The sequence below is a fragment of the Phytoactinopolyspora halotolerans genome, assembly GCF_010550675.1.
In the GTDB taxonomy this organism is placed as follows: domain Bacteria; phylum Actinomycetota; class Actinomycetes; order Jiangellales; family Jiangellaceae; genus Phytoactinopolyspora; species Phytoactinopolyspora halotolerans.
Genome location: NZ_JAAGOA010000019.1, coordinates 95967 through 114410 on the forward strand (window position 1 = coordinate 95967; position 18444 = coordinate 114410).

The 18444-nt window shown below is 68.6% G+C and carries 17 protein-coding genes; 8 read left to right on the forward strand and 9 right to left on the reverse strand.

The features are described from left to right. Positions 1 to 21 precede the first annotated feature (21 nt). Complete coding sequence (gene ybaK / locus G1H10_RS23405) at positions 22 to 537, reverse strand: Cys-tRNA(Pro) deacylase (RefSeq protein ID WP_163742506.1); 516 nt, start codon at positions 535 to 537, stop codon at positions 22 to 24. 149 nt (positions 538 to 686) lie between these two features. On the opposite strand from ybaK, the gene G1H10_RS23410 reads away from it, so the two are divergent. Continuing rightward, complete coding sequence (locus G1H10_RS23410; protein WP_163742375.1) at positions 687 to 1319, forward strand: DUF4937 domain-containing protein; 633 nt, start codon at positions 687 to 689, stop codon at positions 1317 to 1319. 228 nt (positions 1320 to 1547) lie between these two features. After that, positions 1548 to 1973 (forward strand): hypothetical protein, encoded by a 426-nt coding sequence (locus G1H10_RS23415; RefSeq protein WP_163742378.1) that lies wholly within the window; start codon positions 1548 to 1550, stop codon positions 1971 to 1973. Positions 1974 to 2027: 54 nt separating this feature from the next. On the opposite strand, the gene G1H10_RS23420 is transcribed toward G1H10_RS23415, so the two are convergent. After that, positions 2028 to 5084 (reverse strand): alpha-mannosidase, encoded by a 3057-nt coding sequence (locus G1H10_RS23420; RefSeq protein ID WP_163742380.1) that lies wholly within the window; start codon positions 5082 to 5084, stop codon positions 2028 to 2030. 75 nt (positions 5085 to 5159) lie between these two features. Continuing rightward, positions 5160 to 5330, reverse strand: coding sequence for a hypothetical protein (locus G1H10_RS23425; RefSeq protein ID WP_163742383.1), 171 nt, complete (start codon positions 5328 to 5330; stop codon positions 5160 to 5162). A gap of 123 nt (positions 5331 to 5453) precedes the next feature. Between G1H10_RS23425 and G1H10_RS23430 the strand changes: the two genes are divergently transcribed. The 5 genes from G1H10_RS23430 (at position 5454) to G1H10_RS23450 (ending at position 9999) form a co-directional block, all read left to right on the forward strand. Then, a complete protein-coding gene (locus G1H10_RS23430) occupies positions 5454 to 6431 on the forward strand; it encodes an acetylxylan esterase (RefSeq protein ID WP_163742387.1) in 978 nt (325 codons plus the stop codon). Between the two features lie 5 nt (positions 6432 to 6436). Further along, positions 6437 to 7105 carry a bifunctional 4-hydroxy-2-oxoglutarate aldolase/2-dehydro-3-deoxy-phosphogluconate aldolase gene (locus G1H10_RS23435; protein WP_163742390.1) on the forward strand — a complete coding sequence of 223 codons (669 nt, stop codon included), beginning with the start codon at positions 6437 to 6439 and terminating at the stop codon, positions 7103 to 7105. Positions 7106 to 7197: 92 nt separating this feature from the next. Then, on the forward strand, positions 7198 to 7848 hold the full coding sequence (gene eda / locus G1H10_RS23440) for a bifunctional 4-hydroxy-2-oxoglutarate aldolase/2-dehydro-3-deoxy-phosphogluconate aldolase (RefSeq protein WP_163742393.1): 651 nt from the start codon (positions 7198 to 7200) through the stop codon (positions 7846 to 7848). Positions 7849 to 7929: 81 nt separating this feature from the next. Continuing rightward, the gene (locus tag G1H10_RS23445; protein WP_163742395.1) at positions 7930 to 9033 is read left to right on the forward strand and encodes a sugar kinase; all 1104 of its coding nucleotides are present in this window, start codon (positions 7930 to 7932) and stop codon (positions 9031 to 9033) included. Positions 9034 to 9048: 15 nt separating this feature from the next. Then, positions 9049 to 9999 (forward strand): sugar kinase, encoded by a 951-nt coding sequence (locus tag G1H10_RS23450; protein WP_163742398.1) that lies wholly within the window; start codon positions 9049 to 9051, stop codon positions 9997 to 9999. Between the two features lie 85 nt (positions 10000 to 10084). Here G1H10_RS23450 and G1H10_RS23455 read toward each other — a convergent pair whose 3' ends face one another. Continuing rightward, positions 10085 to 10981, reverse strand: a complete 897-nt coding sequence (locus G1H10_RS23455; protein WP_163742400.1) for a galactose-binding domain-containing protein — start codon at positions 10979 to 10981, stop codon at positions 10085 to 10087. A gap of 91 nt (positions 10982 to 11072) precedes the next feature. After that, the gene (locus G1H10_RS23460) at positions 11073 to 11558 is read right to left on the reverse strand and encodes an alkaline phosphatase D family protein (RefSeq protein WP_216853593.1); all 486 of its coding nucleotides are present in this window, start codon (positions 11556 to 11558) and stop codon (positions 11073 to 11075) included. Positions 11559 to 11791: 233 nt separating this feature from the next. On the opposite strand from G1H10_RS23460, the gene G1H10_RS23465 reads away from it, so the two are divergent. Further along, the gene (locus G1H10_RS23465; protein ID WP_216853594.1) at positions 11792 to 12784 is read left to right on the forward strand and encodes a type IV toxin-antitoxin system AbiEi family antitoxin domain-containing protein; all 993 of its coding nucleotides are present in this window, start codon (positions 11792 to 11794) and stop codon (positions 12782 to 12784) included. A gap of 98 nt (positions 12785 to 12882) precedes the next feature. Here the strand turns inward: G1H10_RS23465 and G1H10_RS23470 are convergent, their stop codons facing one another. The 4 genes from G1H10_RS23470 to G1H10_RS23485 form a co-directional block, all read right to left on the reverse strand. Beyond that, positions 12883 to 13818 (reverse strand): carbohydrate ABC transporter permease, encoded by a 936-nt coding sequence (locus G1H10_RS23470; RefSeq protein WP_163742402.1) that lies wholly within the window; start codon positions 13816 to 13818, stop codon positions 12883 to 12885. Positions 13819 to 13856: 38 nt separating this feature from the next. Continuing rightward, positions 13857 to 14807, reverse strand: coding sequence for a carbohydrate ABC transporter permease (locus tag G1H10_RS23475; protein ID WP_163742405.1), 951 nt, complete (start codon positions 14805 to 14807; stop codon positions 13857 to 13859). Positions 14808 to 14901: 94 nt separating this feature from the next. Beyond that, positions 14902 to 16227 carry an ABC transporter substrate-binding protein gene (locus tag G1H10_RS23480; RefSeq protein WP_163742409.1) on the reverse strand — a complete coding sequence of 442 codons (1326 nt, stop codon included), beginning with the start codon at positions 16225 to 16227 and terminating at the stop codon, positions 14902 to 14904. Positions 16228 to 16329: 102 nt separating this feature from the next. Continuing rightward, a complete protein-coding gene (locus G1H10_RS23485; RefSeq protein WP_163742412.1) occupies positions 16330 to 18234 on the reverse strand; it encodes a sialidase family protein in 1905 nt (634 codons plus the stop codon). Between the last annotated feature and the right edge of the window lie 210 nt (positions 18235 to 18444).

Genomic DNA, 18444 nt, shown 5'->3' on the forward strand with positions numbered 1-18444 from the left:
GCGATCCCCGGCACAATTCCCTCAGGCCGGCCGGCCGATCGGGGCGGTTATGGCGTCGGTGAGCTTGACCAGGTCGTCGGGCGCGAGTTCGATGTCCAGGCCGCGCCGTCCGCCGGAGATGTAGACCGTGTCGAAGCTGAGGGCGCTGTCGTCGAGCACCGTCCGTGACCGTTTGCGCTGGCCGAGCGGACTGATTCCGCCGACGACGTAACCGGTCACGCGCTCGGCGGTGGCCACGTCTGCCATGCCTGCGCGTTTGCCACCGACCGCCGCGGCGAGCGCTTTGAGGTCGAGCGTGCCGGAGACCGGCACGATGCCGACGGTCAGCTCACCATCGACGTCGGCCATGAGTGTCTTGAACACGCGCTCCGGTGCGACACCGAGGACCTCGGCCGCCTCCAGGCCGTAAGACTCGGCGTCCGGGTTGTGCTCGTACGGGTGCACCGTGTAGGGGACCCCGGCCTGATCGAGCATGACGGTCGCGGGTGTGCCCTTGCCGGATCGCTTCTTCTTGCTCACGCCGACATTCTCCACCATCACTGCCACGTGCCCGGCGGACCGCGGAAGCGTGCCGCGTGCGACGACGCGTGCGTTCAGGCATCTCCTCGGCAGCGGACCGGCCCGAAGGGTCACCGTAGAGCTTCCCGGATCGCCGTGGAGCTTTCGGCTCACCGTAGAGTGTCGACGTGTTGGTGAAATGGTTCAGCTGTGAGGTGCACGATTCCGTCGGCTTCGACCTCGGGCAGCGGGCCTGGGGCGGTATGCACGCAGGACGGATCGGTCTCCTCGGCCAGATCGGCGGGTGGAGCCGGACGCGCGAGAACCGGGCACATATCCTCGCCTGCTGGACAGACCAGCAGCGATATGACGAGTTCATGGCCGGCGCGCACGATGAGCTCGCCGCCGCCCAGCGCGGCACTTACGGTGACGTCCAGACGGATCTGTTCTACCACGTTCTCGACATCGCCAGCCCGTTGCCGACTCAGCTCACCGCGGCCGGTGCGGTCAGGTTGGCACACTGTTTCGTGCGCGCCGAGCGGACCGAGCATTTCGTCGACGTGCAGCAGCGGGTGTGGAACCCGGGGATGGAAAGCGTCCCCGGCATGCTGGGTGGCGGCTTCTCCCGGAGCTCGCCCACCGAATTCCTGGTGCTGACGTTGTGGCACACTCTCGCCGACCACCAGAGGTACGTGGAGCGGGTCTTTCCCGATCTCCGCGTGCGGTCCGGCGCGGCCGACGATCTTGCGTCGATCACGGGCGACGTGATCGAGGTCGTGCCGGACTGGACATTTCGAACCGCTGAACCATTGAACCGCTGAACTGCCGGGACGCCGGCACGCCGCCGCAAACCGAGCCGGGTGGGTAGTGCCCACATGTCACCTTGTAGGTAAAGGTGTGCTGTGGGTAACGTGCGCTTTCACGCGATGTGGTGACGGTATGACGATGACGGAGATGCTGCTGGAGATCGACTCGCGCAGCGCGTGTCACTGGGGCGACTTGCCCGCCACAACCGTTACCTCGCACACGAGGAACCCGGAGGAATCATCGTGCTGCAACCCGCCGAGGCCATGACCAAAGCTCAGGCTGACCTGCTGATGAGCGGAGAGACCGTGGACGGCGTAGATCGGTTCCTTGCCGATCCGGATGGCACTGGCGTGCGTCGGGGTCGCCCTCGCCGACAGCGAGTCATGTCCCTGGAACCCCTCTACTCATCGGCAGCGGCCACAACGCTTGACGGGGAGGAGAGCGATCCGGCGCGTTCTCAGCCATGGAACGCCATCTGTGACGCGATCGATCTCATCTGCGACAGGCCGGACAGCGCGGAGGCGCGACGCACGGCGCTGCGGACACGAGACGGCAACACCGTGTGGCAGGTGGCCGTCCGGGGCGGCGGCGATTGGGTCGTGCTGGGGTTCCCGCGGCCACCGGATGCCTTGATCGCCTACATAGACACAGCCGACTTCCGTAGTTGATGGTTGACCGGCCGGCGTGGGCGTTCGGGCCGGCCGGTCAACCATCAGACGCCGTTACTCTGCCCTTGCCCGGGCCAAGCGAAGGGTGAGGATCTGGAACGGACGTAGGTGCAGTTCCGTCGTGACACGATCGGCGTCGGCGTCGGCGTCGTCTTCGGCCTGCGCCGCAGGCTCGAGATCCAGTTCGCCGCCGTTGTCCGGCCGTTCGAGCAGGTCGGTGGTGGTGGCCGTGACGGCCGGGAAGCCGGCGGTGAGTCGTGCCACGGCGCGTCCGCCCGCCGACTCGTACAGCCGCACAACGACGTCGCCGGACCCGTCGTCGGCGAGCTTGACCGCCTCCACCACGACGTCGTCGTTGTCGACGCTGATCAGCGGGTGGACGTCCCGCGCGCCCGTGATCACCCGTTCGGGCAGGTTGATCCGGTATCCCTCGCGGACCGCGTCCGAGATCTCCGCGCCTGGCACCAGGCTGTAGCCGAGCGTGTGCTGGCCCTGGTCGGTGTCCGGGTCCGGGAACCGCGGCGCGCGCAGCAGCGACAGCCGCACGGTCGTCGTCGTCCCGCCGTCGTCGCGCACGTCGCGTGTGACGTCGTGCCCGTACGTCGAGTCGTTGACCACGGCGGCGCCCCAGCCCGGTTCAGCCACATGCAGATAGCGGTGCGCGCAGATCTCGAACTTGGCCGCCTCCCAGGAGGTGTTCGTATGGGTGGGCCGCTTGACGTGTCCGAACTGGATCTCCGACGACGAGACGTCGGCCCGCACGTCGAGCGGGAAGGCGGCCTTGAGCAGGGTCTCGGTCTCATGCCAGTCCACGTCGATGCTGAAGTCGACGGTCCGGCTGCCGGGGCGGAGCGTGATCTTCTGGACCAGTGTCGATCGGCCGAAGCTGCGTGTGATGCGGACGGTCGCCGCCTCGTCGTCGCCCTCCAGGGACACGTCGTCGACGGCGGTCAGATCGGTGACGGTGTTGCGGTAGTACGACTCGATGTCCCACGCGTCGTACTGGATCGGCAGATCCGGGTGGAGCTGGAGCAGGTTCGCCGCGTGCCCCGCGGCGATCGCCTCTCGCTGCGTCTCGTGTTCGACGACGGACGTCACCAGGCCGCGACTGTCGACGACGACGCGGAGCAGCCCGTTGTCCAGGACGAAGCCGCCGCCTGCCGACTCGGCGCTGACCCCGCCGTCACTGTCGGCGGCGACCCGCGCGCCGCCGGCCGGGACGCCGGAACGGGCATGCGGTGCCGCGTTGAACACGATCTGCCGGTCGCCGTCGCCGGCCAGTGCCTGCTGGGCGTCGGCGATGATGCTCGTCAGCTCGTCGGCGACCGCGGCGTAGGTGGTCGCGGCCTCCTTGTGCACCCAGGCGATGGAGGATCCAGGCAGGATGTCGTGGAACTGGTGCAGCAGCACCGTCTTCCAGAGCCGGTCCAGCTGCTCGTGCGGATACGCGAAGCCGGTGCGCACGGCCGCGGTCGCCGCCCACAGTTCGGCTTCGCGCAGCAGGTGCTCGCTACGCCGGTTGCCCTGCTTGGTCTTCGCCTGCGAGGTGTAGGTGCCGCGGTGGTACTCCAGATAGAGCTCACCCAGCCAGACCGGTGCGTTCGCGTACTCGGCCTCCGCCTTGGCGAAGAACTGCGCCGGCGGTTCGATGGTCACCTGCGGCGACCCTTCGAGGTCGCGCAGCCGGGCGGCGCGGGCCAGCATCTCCCGCGTCGCACCGCCGCCGCCGTCGCCGTATCCGAACGGGACCAGCGAGCGCCGTGCCGCGCCCTTGTCCCGGAAGTTGCGCACGAGGTGCGCCATCTCCGCGCCGGAGAACTCGCTGTTGTAGGTGTCCACCGGCGGGAAGTGGGTGAAGACCCGTGTCCCGTCGATCCCCTCCCACCAGAATGAGTGGTGCGGGAACGTGTTCGACTGTGACCAGGAGATCTTCTGGGTCAGGAACCACCGCGACCGGGACAGCCGGACCAGCTGGGGGAGCGCGGCGGAGTAGCCGAACGAATCCGGCAGCCACACCTCCTCGGTCTCGATCCCGAACTCCTCGGCGAAGAACCGCTTGCCGTAGACGAACTGCCGCGCCATCGCCTCCGATCCGGGCATGTTCGTGTCGGCCTCGACCCACATCCCGCCGACCGGGATGAACTGGCCGTCGGCGATCTTCTCCTTCACCCGGTCGAAGACCTCGCCGCGGTGTTCCTTGATCCACGCCAGCTGCTGCGCCTGGGACATCGCGAACACGTACTCCGGGTGATCCTGCATCAGGTTCACCGTGTTCGACGCGGTCCGGGCGACCTTGCGCACGGTCTCGCGCAGCGGCCACAGCCACGCCGAGTCGATGTGTGCGTGCCCGACCGCGGACACTTGGTGCGCCGACGCCGCCGCCGGTGCGGCCAGCGCCGGAGCGAGCACCTCGCGCGCGGCGGACGCGGTACCGTTGACGTCCTGCAGATCGATCGCATCCAGCGCGCGGCTGATGGCGTGCAGGATCTCCCAGCGACGGGGCTGGTCCACGGGCAGCTCGTGCATCAGCTGCGACAGCACCTCGAGGTCCTGCACGAGCTCCCAGACGGTCGCGTCGAAGACGGCGAGATCCGCCTGCGCGAGCCGGTACAGCGGCTCGTCGCCGGCGGTGGACTTGTCGCCCAGCATCGTCACCGGTCCACGGATGACGGGGTTGGCGGCGGCCTCGACGTAGAAGTCGACCGGCTCGCCGCCGCGCACCGCGTCACCGATGCGCATCCAACGGCTGCGCGGGTGCAGACCCTTCACCGCCGCACCGTCGCGCGTGTAGATCAGGCCCTCCGCGGTGAAACCGGGTCCGCCTGAGTTGAAGCCGAGGTCGATGACGGCCTCGACGGCACGACCGGACCAGTCCTGCGGAACCTCTCCGGTGAAGTGGAACCACGTGGTGCCCCAGGCCGGCCCCCACGGATCGCCCACCGCCGCCGGCGTGTAGTCGGCGGTCAGTCCGACAGACGGCGCCACCGGCTCGCCCGGCGCATGCCAAGCCTGCACCGACAGCGGGACGACCTGCGGATACATCGCGGGGCGGATCCGCTCCCGCAGCACTCGATCCAGCCGGTCCTCGATCAGCTTGCGGTCGTCATGCATACGTTCCCAGGTCCTTCCATGGTCCAGCGGCCTATCGCGTGGGGGTGGTCGGAGTCCGACTCGGATACGAGTCTGTCATCTCTGCGTCACGGTGGTGACGGGACGTAGGTGTGCACGCGAAGCGTCGCGGGTGCGGATGTCGACCGGCAGCACCTCGTGCCGGGGCGCGCCGTACGGGTGCTCGCCCGCGATCCGGTCGGCGATCATCGTCATTGCGGTGGTGCCATCAATGGCGGTGGCGAGCACCAGCCCGGTTGGAGCACAGAACCCGGCATCCGCCGGATCGTGGATGCACGTGGGCCGGCGCCGACGACGGCCGGTTAAGCTGCGTGTCGTCTCACGACGTCGCGCGAACGAAGGAGTCCGACCGTGCCCCTGTTCGACAAACCTCTCTCTGAGCTGCGTGAGTACCGGCCCGAGCGGGACGAGCAGCCCGACTTCGACGCGTTCTGGCAGCGGACGCTCGCCGAGGCCCGCGAACACCCGTTGGACGCCGAGTTCACCCCGTACGACGCCGCGCTGAGCCTGTTGGACGTGTTCGACGTGCGGTACTCGGGCTGGGGCGGGCACCGGATCGCCGGCTGGTTCCTGGTGCCGGCCGGTACGACGGAGCCGTTGCCGACCGTCGTCCATTACATCGGCTACAACGGCGGCCGGGGCTTCCCGCACGACTGGCTGGCCACTGCCGCCGCCGGTTACGCGACGTTCGTCATGGACACCCGCGGCCAGGGGTCGGCCGGCACCCCCGGTGACACGCCGGATCCGGTGGGCGGCGCGAACGCGCAGACGCCCGGGTTCATGACCCGCGGCGTGCTCGATCCGGATGACTACTACTACCGCCGGGTGTACACGGACGCGGTGCGTGCCGTCGAGGCGGCGGCCGGACATCCGCTGGTGGACGAGGAGCGGATCGTCGTCGCCGGTGGTAGCCAGGGCGGCGGGATCACTCAGGCGGTGGCGGCGCTGGTGCCGGGGCTGGCAGGCGCCATGATCGATGTGCCGTTCCTCACCGGTTTCCGCCGCGCCACCGAGATCGTGGACACGATGCCGTACGGAGAGATCGTCAAGTACCTCGCCATCCACCGCGACCACGAAGAGCAGGTCTTCCGCACGCTGTCCTATTTCGACGGCACGAACCTGGCCCCGCGAGGCACTGCGCCCGCACTGTACAGCGTCGCGATGATGGACATGACGTGCCCGCCGTCGACCGTGTTCGCGTCGTACAACCACTACGCCGGCCCGAAGGAGATCCGGGTCTGGACCTATAACAAGCACGAGGGCGGCCAGACCTTCCAGACCCGCGAGCAGCTGCGCTGGCTGCGCGACCTGTTCAAGAACGAGGGATGAGCCAGATGAGCGCGGTGCATGAGTCGCAGCGAGTGGCGCCGAGCGCGCAACTGCGGGACACCGGGGTGATGGCCATCCTTCGGGCGAGCGCGGCCGACCGGTTCTCCGACATCGCCCGCACCTTGGTGGACGCCGGCGTGACCTGCCTGGAGATCACCCTGACCTCGCCGGGCGCGCTGGGCGCCATCGCCGCGGTCCGGGCCGAGCTGCCGGACACGGTCGACGTCGGGGCCGGGACGGTGACCACGGCCGACGACGTGCGGGCCGTGGTGGACGCCGGGGCCGGGTTCGTGGTGTCGCCGTCGGCGGAGCTGGACGTGGTGCGCGCGGCAGCCGAGGCGGGTATCCCGTCGTATCCGGGTGCGTTCAGCCCCACCGAGATCCTGGCGGCGTGGCGCGCGGGCGCAAGTGCGGTGAAGGTCTTCCCGGCCGCGACGCTCGGCACGTCGTACTTCACGTACCTCGCCGGGCCGTTTCCGGACATCCCGCTGATGCCGACCGGGGGAGTGGGGCTGGACACCATCGGCGACTGGATCCGGGCCGGAGCGATCGGTGTCGGCCTGGGCAGCCCACTGCAGGGTGATGCCGCGACCGGTGGTGATCTGGAGCAGCTGGCCGGCCGGGCGCGTCGCGCGCTGGAGGAGGTACGAGCCGCCCGGGCCGCGACCGCCTGAGCGCCCGGCCGTCCGCGAGATGGAGGCGGGCCGGATGTTAGTGTGTTCAGGTAGTGGTAACGACATTTGAGCTATCTGAACGGACCTGACTGATGGATGTTCTTTCGGCCCTGAGCGCTCGACGTCTCGTCCCGGTCGTCGTCCTTGACGACGCGGCCTACGCCGACCAGCTGGCCGGTGCCCTCGTCGAGGGTGGCCTCCCGGTAGCCGAGGTCACGTTCCGGACGTCGGCCGCCGAGGAGGCCATCCGCGCGATGGCGGACCGCGGCGACATGCTGATCGGCGCGGGCACGGTGCTCACGCCGGAGCAGGTCGACAAGGCGGTGGCCGCCGGCGCGTCGTACGTGGTCTCGCCGGGGCTGAGCCGCGCGGTGGTCGAGCGCTGCCACGAGCACGGCGTGCTGGCCCTGCCCGGTGCCGTCACCGCCACCGAGATCCAGGCCGCGCTCGAGCTCGGCATCACCACGGTGAAGTTCTTCCCGGCCGGAACGTCCGGAGGTGCGGCGGCGGTCAAGGCGCTCGCCGCGCCCTTCGGCGACGTGCAGTTCGTGCCCACCGGCGGCGTGAACGCGAAGAACCTTGCGGAGTACCTGGCCATCCCGGCCGTCGCGGCGGTCGGCGGATCGTGGATGGTTCCGCGTGACCGCATCAAGGACGGCGACTTCGGCGCCATCGCCGAACTGACCGCCGACGCCGTCGCACTCGCCACCACCCCCTCCCCGTCCCCTTCCCCCTCCCCGTGATCATGAACACTAACCGTGCTATGCGAACGGTTAGTGTTCATGATCATGGGTGTCCGACCTCGACATGAAGGAGTCGACTCCATGACAGACCTCGCGATCCGGCCCGCCGACGAGTGCCGCTACGACGCCGTGTCCCTCGGCGAGGTGATGCTGCGCATGGATCCCGGCGAGGGCCGAATCCGCACCACCAGGAACTTCCGGGTCTGGGAGGGTGGCGGCGAGTACAACGTCACCCGCGGCCTGCGCCGGGCGTTCGGGCTGCGGGGTGCCGTGGTGACCGCGCTCGCCGACAACGAGGTCGGGCGCCTGGTCGAGGACTGCATCCTCACCGGCGGCCTGGACACCCAGTTCATCCAGTGGGTGCCGTACGACGGGATCGGGCGCGGCGTGCGCAACGGGCTGAACTTCACCGAGCGCGGTTTCGGCGTGCGCGGCGCCGTCGGCGTGTCGGACCGCGGCCACACCGCGGCAGCGGCGATGAAACCCGGCGACGTCGACTGGGACCACATCTTCGGCGAGCTCGGCGCGCGCTGGCTGCACACCGGCGGCATATTCGCCGCGCTCAGCGAGACCACGGCCGAGACGGTGATCGAGGCCGTCACCGCGGCGAAACGGCACGGCACCGTCGTCTCCTACGACCTGAACTACCGGCCGAGCCTCTGGAAGGCGATCGGCGGGCAGGACAAGGCGCGCGAGGTCAACCGCGAGATCGCCAAGCACATCGACGTGATGATCGGCAACGAGGAGGACTTCACCGCCTGCCTCGGGTTCGAGGTCGAGGGCGTCGACGAGAACCTCTCCGAGCTGGAGGCCGCCAACTTCGCGGCGATGATCGAGAAGGCCGCGGCCGAGTACCCGAACTTCAAGGTCATCGGCACCACGCTGCGCACGGTGCGTTCGGCCAGCATCAACGACTGGGGCGCGCTGGCCTGGTCCCGGGAGACCGGCGTGGTCCAGGCGACGCACCGGGAGCGGCTGGAGATCCTGGACCGGGTGGGCGGCGGCGACTCGTTCGCGTCCGGCCTGATCTACGGCCTGCTGGACGGGCAACCGCTGCAGACGGCCGTCGAATACGGCGCCGCGCACGGCGCGCTGGCGATGACCACACCGGGCGACACCACGATGGTGACCAAGGCGGAGGTGCTCAAGCTCGCCGGTGGTGGCAGCGCGCGCGTCGACCGATGATGCGAAGATGATGCGATGACCACAACCGGACACCTGGTGACCCTCGGCGAGACCATGGCCGTGTTCTCCGCCGCGCAGGCCGGGCCGCTGTCGAACAACAAGGAGATGCGGCTGTCCCACGCCGGCGCCGAGTCGAACGTGGCGATCGGCGCGAGCCGGCTAGGTGCCCGGGTGACCTGGATCAGCCGGCTCGGCGAGGACGGTTTCGGCGAGCTGATCCAACGTGAACTCCGGGCCGAGCGCGTCGAGGTAGCCGTCCGGGTGGACCCGACGCGACCGACCGGGTTGATGGTCAAGGAGCGGCCGAACGCCCTGCGCACGAACGTCCGTTACTACCGATCCGGCAGCGCCGCGTCGGCGATGACCGCGTTCGACGTCGACCGGGACACCATCGCGGCCGCGGACGTGCTGCATGTCACCGGCGTCACGCCCGCGCTCGGGCCGGGACCGTCGTCGGCGGTGTTGCAGGCGGTCGACATGGCTCGGGAGAACGACACACTCGTCTCGCTCGATCTGAACTATCGCTCCAGCTTGTGGAGCCGCGAGGACGCCGGTGCCGCACTCGACCATCTGGTGCGCCGGGCCGACGTGGTGTTCGCCGGGCCGGAAGAGGCGTCACTGGTGGTGCCCGACGGCCCGGTGCAGGACCTGGCCGAGGCGCTGGCCGCGATGGGGCCGGCGCAGGTGGTGCTGAAGCTCGGTGCCGAGGGCGCGTATTCGGTGATCGACGGCGAGGTCCGCAAGACTCCGGCGGTCGCGGTGCCGGTGGTAGACACGGTCGGGGCCGGGGACGCGTTCGTCGCCGGTTTTCTGGCCGAGTGGATGGCCGGCGCCACCGCCGACGAGCGGCTGCGGACGGCCGTCACCGCCGGCGCGTTCGCGTGCACCACCCTCGGCGACTGGGAGGGCCTGCCGACCCGCGCCGACCTCGAGTCGCTGAGCGCCTCCGACGCCGTCCACCGCTGACACCACCCCGACGCCCGCCCGGCCCCGGCCGCCTCCCCATGATCATGAACACTTTCCGTTCGCATAGCACGGAAAGTGTTCATGATCACGGGGAGCTGTAGACCTCGAGCTCGATGATGCGTGAGTACGCGTGGTCGTTGGCGTCGTGGGCGACGATGCGAACGGCTTCGGCGAGCTGGGGCTCGAAGGTCGACGTCGCGACGCCGTCGACGTTGCCGCGGACCTCGTCGACCATGTGCCACGTACCGTCCACCAGGAGCTCCACGTCCCAGTCGCGCAACCCGTAGGCTGACGCCGGGTAGCGTTCGGAGTCGAGTGTGTACAACTTCACCTCGCCGACGTCGGCCGGCTCGCCCAGCGTCACCTGGTAGGTGTCCGGGAAGCGCCTGGACGTGCCGTCATTCCAGCCGGTCTCTCGGCTGGGCCACAGGTCGGAGTCGGTCACGCCGTCCACCGCCCCGCACGTGCCGGGAAAGGTCCCGTGGGTCGACGAAGCCGTGGAGCTCTCGCCGAGCGCGAGGTTGTCGCCGGGTCCCTTAGGCGGCAGCGGCAACACCCGAACCGGAACGGTGAGCCGGGATCGGCCCGCGGCGAGGTTGATGCTGTACCTGCCAGGCTCGGTGTCACGTGGTGTGGTCACGTTGACCTCGGCGGTGACGGTCACATCGGGGTCGTCGGCCGGCAACCACGATGAGAACACGTGCCGGTCGAGCTCGACCGGTGTCGTGGCATCCAGCGTCGTGTCCGCGTAGAGATCGTCGTCGCCGGTGTTCGTCATACCGACATCGAGCGAACCGGGCAGGCACGGCAGCCCGACGATCTCCAGCCGGCTGGGCGTGGCCGAGATCTCGACCGGCTGGTGCGCGCTCCGACCCGCCTCGGACCCTGGTTGTGCGGGAGCGCCGGTCGCCGCGCCCGCAACCAGTACGCCCAGTGCAACGAGGGAGAGGGCGACCACAGGTGTGCGACGAGGGGTGTGCATACGTCAACCTCCGAGGAGTATGTGCAGGGGCAGTTGGGCGGGCGGTGTTGGGGGTGGGGAGGTGTTGGCGGGCTGAGGAATCGTCGAGGTCTCAGGTCGTGTGGATGGTGGGGTCGCCGTCCTCGACGACGAGCCGTGCACGCGTGCTGACCGTCCCGTCTGGCTCGGTGACCTTGTCCGCCACCCGATAGTCCGCGGTCCATTGCTGCGGCGTGACCTCGCAACGAACGTAGCCGCGTTGGAAGTTGTGATACTTGATGTGCGGGTTCTCGGCGAGGAGTATGCGTCCGGTCTCGTCGTGGTCCATGCCGTCCCGGCCGGAGGAGATGGACGTGCCGACGAACTCCGTGCCCACGTTCGGCGAAGCATCGTCGTCGTAGTCGGGCCGCAGCTCAGAGGCCACGCTGCGGTGCAGGTCGCCTGCGATGCTCACGAGGTTGCGTACGCCTCGTTCACGCGCAGCGTCCAGAATCCGCTCCCGCGAGGCCGTGTAGCCGTCCCAGGTGTCCATCGGGACCACGGTCTCTGAGCCCTCGCGGACGTCGAGTTGCGCGATGGCGGTCTGGTGGGCCAGCACCCTGACGGAGAGATGCGGTGAGCGTGGCGACGAGTCATGGGCATAGGCAACCAGTCACGACCAACATCAACAGGGCGAAAGAATGAAGAGTCGGAAAACGTCCCCATGATCATGAGCACTTTCCGTTCGCATAGCACGGAAAGTGTTCATGATCATGGGGCAGGGCGGGGAGTTATCCACATTCGCGGCCGGGTGGTTCCCCCGGAGGGTCGGGATCGATCAGGATCGCGTACGTGGACGATCACCAACTGCCCGCCGCGCTTGTCGATGTGATCGCGCGCCAAATGGGCCTCGTCTCGCGGCGGCAGCTCGTCGATCACGGCGTCGGGGAGGAGCTGGCACGGGCCCGGGTGCGCGCGGGCCGATGGCAGCGGATCCATCGCGGTGTGTACGCCGTGTTCAGCGGTCCGCTGACTCGCGCCGCGCAGATTTGGGCGGCGCTGCTTCGGGCCGGCGACGGTGCGGTGGCCAGCCATCAGACCGCCGCCGAACTCGACGGGCTGCTGTCCGACGTCGACGACCGGATCCACGTGACGGTCGAGGCCACCCGCCGCGTGCGGGGCAAGATCGACGGCGTGGTGGTGCACTACGCGCATCGACTGCCCGATACCCGCCACCCTTCGAAGGATCCGCCGCGCACGCGGATCGACGACACCGTCCTCGACCTCGTCGACGTGTCGCACAGCCCGCGAGCCGTCGCCGGTTACGTCACGCAGGCGTGTCAGAACCGGCTGACGACGCCGCTGCACCTGGCCGATGCCCTGGGCCGGCGGAAGAAGATCAAATGGCGGCCGATGCTCGAGGCGATGCTGCTGGATGTGGCCGAGGGAGCGCAGTCCCCGCTGGAGCTGAAGTACCTGTGGTCGGTGGAGCGGGCGCACGGCCTGCCCCGGGGCAGCCGGCAATGCCGCAGGTCGTTCACCCGGGTGATCTGGATCGACGTCCTGTACGAGGAGTTCGGCGTGGTCGTTGAGCTGGACGGTCGGGTGGGCCATGACGGAGACGGCCAGTTTCGCGACCGCCGTCGCGACAACCGCTCCACCACGCACGGGTTGTGGACGCTGCGCTACGGCCATGCCGAGACGTTCGGCACTCCGTGCGACGTCGCAGCGGAGGTCGTGGACCTCTTGCGCCGGCAGGGCTGGCGAGGGACGCCCACGCCGTGTTCCCCCGACTGCCCGCTCCCCACCCCGTCCCCGTCCCGGTCCCGGTCCCGGTCCCGATGATCATGAACACTACCCGTGCTATGTGAACGGTTAGTGTTCATGATCATGGGAAGGGGCGGGGCCGGGAAGGGGCCGGGGGGAGGTGGCGTGAGGCGGGGTTAGCCTTTCAGGCCGGTGAGGGCGATGCCGCGCACGAAGTACTTCTGCGCGACGAAGAACACCAGCACGATCGGGAGGATGTTCAGCACACCCATCCCCATCAGCAGATGCACCTCGGACGCCTCGTCGGTCTTGTAGAACTGCATGCCGACCGCCATCGTGAGCTTCTCCGGCGATGTCAACAGGATGAACGGCGCGAAGAAGTCGTTCCACGTGCCCAGGAACGCGAAGACGGCGACGGTCGCGATCGCCGGCTTGCACAGCGGCACCAGGATCAGCCACAACGTCCGCCAGGAGCCGGCGCCGTCCAGCTTCGCCGCCTCGTCGAGCTCCCGCGGCAGCGTCATCATGAACTGCCGGAGCAGGAAGATGCCGAACGCGCCGCCACTGAACGCGGCCTCGCCCAGGAACGGCGGCACGACGAACGGCAGCAGCGTGTCCAGCCAGCCCCAGTCCCGGAACATCACGAACAGCGGAACGATCGTGATGTGGATCGGCAGCATCATCGTCGCCAGCAGCACGATGAACAGCACCCGCCGGCCCGGGAACTCGAACCGTGCGAACCCGTACGCGATCAGGATGCTGACGAAGGTGCCGACCACCACCTGCGTCCCGGTGATGATGACGGAGTTCAGCAACCAGTCCCAGATCAGCGAGTTCTCGAACAGCTCCGCATAGTTCACCCACGCCACCGGGTCCGGGACGATCTGCTGGGCGAAGATGTTCTCCCGCAGGGTCAGCGACGTCATGACCATCCAGAAGAACGGGTACGCATACAGCAGGCTCAGCCCGACGAGCAGCACCCAGACGACGAGCCGCCCCAGCCGCCTGCGTGGCCGGCCGGATCCTCGCTCCGCGGTGGCGGCATCGTGCCGGGCCGATCGGCGACGCGCGCCGGAGCGTCGGCGGGAACGCTGGTTGGTGAGAAGTGCCATTGGCGGTTGCCTTTCGCGGGGTAGTGGTTCCCGGACCGCTACCGGGTGACTTCGCCCTGGTAGAACACCCAGCGACGGGCCAGCCCGAACTGGATGAGCGTGAAGACGAGCATGAGCAGGAACAGCACCCACGCCATCGCGGACGCATAACCGAGCTGGAAGTACCGGAAGGCGTTGTTGTAGATGTGCAGCAGCACGAAGGTGGTGGCGTCGTTCGGTCCGCCGTTGGTCACGATCAGCGCGACGGTGAAGGTCTGGAAGCTGTTGATGATCCCCAGGATCAGCGTGAGGAAGATCGCCGGCGTGATCATCGGGAACGTGACATGCCGGGTCCGCTGCACGCTGTTGGCGCCGTCGATCTCCGCCGCGTCGTACAGGTCCTGCGGGACCGACTGCAGCGCCGCGAGGTAGATGATCATGTTCTGCCCGATGCCCCAGAAGCTCATCAGGATCAGCCCTGGCATCGCCCACGTCTCGGACGCGAACCAGTTCGGACCCCGGATGCCGAACAGTCCCAGCAGGTCGTTGAACGCGCCGTCCGGGCCCAGGATGTGAATCCACAACACGGCGGTGGCCACGCCGATCGTCACCGACGGCAGGTAGAACGCCACCCGGAAGATCGGCATGAACCGTACCCGCTGGTTGAGCAGGAGCGCGAGGAAGAACGCCAGGATCATCCCGCCGGGCACGCTGATGATCGTGTAGTAGGCCGTGTTCCACACGCTCTTCATGAACAGCGGATCGTCGGTGAACATCGACGTGTAGTTGTCCACGCCGACGAAGTTCTTCGCCCCGATGCCCTTCCAGTCCGTGAAGCTCAGATAGAACGAGTACGCGAACGGGTAGGCGGTGAAGATGAGCAGACCCGCGATCCACGGCGAGATGTAGAGCAGGCCGGTCCACCTGCGCAGTCGTGTCTTGACCGGTGCCCGCCGTGGGCCGCCGGTGCCGGTGCCACTGCCGCTACCGGTATCCACCGCCAGAGCCATGATTGCCTTCCGTTCGGGTCTGTCCAGATGCGTGCCGTCGCGGGCCGCCGACGAGCCGACGTGCGTCGACGTGCCGACGTGCGACGACGACGAGCTAGCGGCTTTGCAGGATCTTGTTGCCGCCGTCCACCATCGCGGTGATGGTGTCCTCGGGGCTGAGGTCTCCGTTCAGGCCTCGTTCGAACTGCTTGCGCACTTCCTGCATCCAGTTGAGGAATTGCGTGAAGTAGAGCGGGCCCGTCGATTGCTCGAGGTTGTCGAGCACAACCTGCATGTTCTCCGGCGGCGCGGACAGGTACGAGTCGCTCTCCTGGATCGACTGGAGCGTCGGCGTGGAGCCGCGATCCTCAGCGATCTGCCGCTGAACGCTCTCTCCGGAGAGGTGCAGCACCAGCTTGACCGCCTGCTCGTGGACGCCGCGTTCCTCGGCGAGACTGGTGACGACGTTGCCCTGGTCGTTCCAGAGCCCGTTGATCCGGCCGCTCGGTGCCTTCGGCGTCGGCATCAGGTCCCACTCGAACCGGTCGCCGATGTCGAGCAGATGCTCGCCGACCTGCCCGGAGTTGTGCAGCCGCATGCCGTAGTCGCCGGTGGCGAACGGGTTGGTCACGCCGCTGCGCTCCATCGCCTCGCTGGTGGACGGCGGCGGGGCCACTTGGTGGCGCTGCGTGAGCTCGATGGCCCAGGTGATCGCCTCCGCCCACCCCGGATCGGCGAACATCGTCTCGGTCAGATCCTCGCTGACCCAGTGCTGGTCGCTGTTGGCCAGGCCGAGTGCTCCCCAGGCGTTCATCATGTCCGAGACCGTCGTCAACCCGTAGATGTCCGGCGGCTCGGTGATCTGTTTGGCGGCCTCCAGGACGTCGTCCCAGGTCCAGCTGGCGTCCGGAGGCGGGACGTCCTTCTGCTCGAACAGGGTCTTGTTGTAGAACCAGACCGACTGTGTCAGCTGGAACGGCACGGCGTAGCGTTTGCCGTCCTGCTTGAAGATCTCGGGCACGTCCGGGCGCCAGACCGACTCGTCGACGTTGAGTTTCTGCAGCGTGGCGGACATGTCGGCGATCAGTCCGGCCTCGATGTACTCCGCCGCCAGCACGCCTTCGAACAGGATGACGTCGGCGACCGTGCCACCGGAGAACTGGACCTGCAGCTTGTCGAAGTAGTCGCCGCCGATGGGCTCCAGCTTGACGCTGATGTCCGGGTTCTGCTCCTCGAACTCGGCGAGTGCGGCCTCCATGGTTTCGCCGCGGATGCCGGACGTCCAGTCGGTGGCGAATCGGATCTGCACCTTGCCGTCCGCCTGCGCCCCGCTCTCGCTGTCGTCGCCGCAACCGGCGACGGCGAGACCTGCGGCGGCGCCCGCGGTGGTGGCCAGGAACGAGCGACGGCTCATCCGTCGCGGTGTCCATAGATTGCTCACTTGTGTCACTCCTCGTCATCGTTGACAGGAAAGAAGGAGGGTGGGTTCGGCGCTGTCCTCAGGGACGCGGGAGCCGCACACCGGCCTGCCCCACCCGGTGTGTCAGCTGCGCACGCGGTCGAGCGGCAGGTGCAGGGCGAGACCGTGGCGCCCGACGGCGTCGCCGGCCGCCAGCCGGGCGATTTCGTCATCGGAGAGGGCACGGGTGTAGATGCGCACGTCGTCGATCGAGCCGCGGAACCGGTTGGCGCCGTCCACCCGCTGGCCGACGTGGATCCCGTGCGCGCCGAACTCCCTGCCGATGGTGACCGACCCGTGCTCGGAGACGTCGCGCGCCGCGGCTTCGGCACCGTCCACGCACAGCGACAGCCGGCCACCGTCCCGCCGTAGCGCGACGTGGTGCCAGGACCCGTCGTTGCGGGCGCCGGCGGCCGTGACCGAAGCACCCCAGTCGAGGTCGGAGCCGAGCAGCGCCCGCAGCCGGTTGTTCCCCGGCTCGGCGCGCAGCCACACCTGCGGAGTGGTGTTGCTGCCCATCCGGTAGGCCCAGATCAGCGCGTGGTTGCCGGACGGTGCCGTGTACCGGAACCAGATCGACCAGGTGAAGTCGTGGTTGTCCAGGTCGAGAGTGTCGGCGAACGGGATCTCGATCCGGTCGTCGGTTCCGTCCAGCTCCAGCGCCCGGCCGTGCCGGCCGTCGTCGCCGACGACGGCGCCGCCGCGCACGTACGCCGTGTGCCCGAATCGCGACGCGTCCTCGGTGGTGGGCCCGGGCTCCGGCGGCTCCGGGATACCGGGCGGTTCGCCGTTGGGGGAGCGGAGGTACTCGTCGTCGAACCTGATCCAGCGGATCGACTCGTAGGCCCATCCCTCGCCCGCCTCATACAGCAGCCCGGTGAGCCGGTCGTCGATGCGGACCAGGTCCGAGTATCCGGCCGGGCCCCACCAGATGACCTTGCCCTCCTCCCAGGTCTGCCAGGTGTCGCCGTGGTCGTCGGACGCGCGGATGGACATCACCTCGCGGGCGGCCGGGTGGGCGGGGGCGGAGAAGAGGAGCCGGCCGTCGAGGCTGAGCAGCGCGCCCTGCACCATCGGCATCGCGAGTTCGTGCTCGGTGGTGAACGGCGCGTCGAAGGTCTCGCCGCCGTCGCTGCTGAACGCCACGGCCCGGTTGCCGGGCTCCGGCGTCGAGCCGCCTTCGCGGGCGAGGTCGATGATGCGGCCGTCGGGGAGTTCGGCGATGGTGTTCTCACCGGGCCGCAGCGTGGTGTCCGGGTGTTCGGCGATGGCGCCGCGCTGCCAGGTGAGCCCGCCGTCGTCGCTGTAGGTGAGGACGACGCCGCCCGGCTGGCCGGGTCCGGTGCTGTAGTAGGACGGAACCACCAGCCGCCCGGCGTGTGCGCCGTGCTCGAGCTGGATGCCGTGGACCGGGCCGGTGCCGTACCACCATTCCCACTCGGGTTTGCTGACCTGGTCGGTGATCTGGACCGGGTCGGTCCATGTCACCCCGTCGTCCTCGCTGTGCTGCAGGTAGGGCAGCCGGATGTTCTCGTTGTCGCCCGGGTTGTAGGTGCTGAGCAGGGAGATCCGTCCGCTGGCGCGATCGACGACAGGTGCGGGGTTGCCCCGGGTGTCACCGTTGCCGTCGATCAGGACCTGGAGCGGTCCCCAGGTCTGGCCGCCATCCGTCGAGCGGCGCATCACGAGGTCGATGTCACCGGCGTCGCCGCAGTTGTTCACGCGGCCCTCGGCGAAGGCCAGCAGGGTGCCGGCGTTGGTCCGGACGACGGCGGGAATGCGGAAACACGAGTAGCCGTGGGTCTGCTCCTCGAAGAGCTTCTGTTCCTCGCTGAATCCGGGGGAGACCGACGTGGTCCGCAGCGCCGACGCCACGCGGGACGTGTCCGACCCGGCGCGGATCAGGTCGCTGCCGAATGTGCACGCGCCGGCGGTGGTGGCGAGAAACGAGCGCCGCGAGATCCGGGGTGTGACGTGTGGGCGTGGCATGGTCAGACTCCTCTCCGGCCGCTGTCACGTGTGGACGTGGACCGGTCGAGCGCGGTCCTGTCCGCCGCCACAGCGCCTTGTGGCCATCCCCGTACCTGATGTGATTGCTGGATGAGGTCCAGTGCGACTTCGAGAAGCTTCTGACGTCTGGGCGACAAGCTAACTGATATCTTATAGGTCGACAAGACTTGACTTTCCTGTCACGACGGG

What these genes read in the sequence shown, in the direction of transcription:
- G1H10_RS23420 (WP_163742380.1), bottom strand. Translation starts at nt 5,084, where the DNA reads ATGCATGACGACCGCAAGCTGATCGAGGACCGGCTGGATCGAGTGCTG.
- G1H10_RS23470 (WP_163742402.1), bottom strand. Translation starts at nt 13,818, where the DNA reads ATGGCACTTCTCACCAACCAGCGTTCCCGCCGACGCTCCGGCGCGCGT.
- G1H10_RS23485 (WP_163742412.1), bottom strand. Translation starts at nt 18,234, where the DNA reads ATGCCACGCCCACACGTCACACCCCGGATCTCGCGGCGCTCGTTTCTC.
- G1H10_RS23445 (WP_163742395.1), top strand. Translation starts at nt 7,930, where the DNA reads ATGACAGACCTCGCGATCCGGCCCGCCGACGAGTGCCGCTACGACGCC.
- G1H10_RS23475 (WP_163742405.1), bottom strand. Translation starts at nt 14,807, where the DNA reads ATGGCTCTGGCGGTGGATACCGGTAGCGGCAGTGGCACCGGCACCGGC.
- G1H10_RS23435 (WP_163742390.1), top strand. Translation starts at nt 6,437, where the DNA reads ATGAGCGCGGTGCATGAGTCGCAGCGAGTGGCGCCGAGCGCGCAACTG.
- G1H10_RS23455 (WP_163742400.1), bottom strand. Translation starts at nt 10,981, where the DNA reads ATGCACACCCCTCGTCGCACACCTGTGGTCGCCCTCTCCCTCGTTGCA.
- ybaK (WP_163742506.1), bottom strand. Translation starts at nt 537, where the DNA reads ATGGTGGAGAATGTCGGCGTGAGCAAGAAGAAGCGATCCGGCAAGGGC.
- G1H10_RS23450 (WP_163742398.1), top strand. Translation starts at nt 9,049, where the DNA reads ATGACCACAACCGGACACCTGGTGACCCTCGGCGAGACCATGGCCGTG.
- eda (WP_163742393.1), top strand. Translation starts at nt 7,198, where the DNA reads ATGGATGTTCTTTCGGCCCTGAGCGCTCGACGTCTCGTCCCGGTCGTC.